Source organism: Fructilactobacillus sp. X2R1C1 (assembly GCF_059901435.1).
Genome location: NZ_JBWXUV010000170.1, coordinates 1 through 232, shown reverse-complemented (window position 1 = coordinate 232; position 232 = coordinate 1). Strand labels below are relative to the sequence as shown.

General features: G+C 27.2%; 1 protein-coding gene. It reads left to right on the top strand.

Features of this window, described 5'->3' with window-relative positions; all coding sequences use genetic code 11:
- A partial coding sequence (locus AC6UDG_RS07920) for a hypothetical protein (protein ID WP_500707022.1) occupies positions 1 to 232 on the top strand: 232 nt, incomplete at both ends.

The following is a 232-nucleotide window of genomic DNA, read 5'->3' as shown; positions in this document are numbered from 1 at the left end:
CTCATGTATTGTCTACTTTTTTGGCTTCAATAATGGTTTTATTTAGTCTAGGTTTATTATTTTTTATTCATGATAGTAATAAAATCAAACTTAAAAGATTATTATTTACTGTTCTTTCGGGCATTGTTGCGATTCTTTTATCATGTGTATTTCTGATTCCATTTATTCAAGATTATAAATTTACAGGGAAAATGAATATAGGAACTGCAACTTTGTATGCTAATGCTATGCC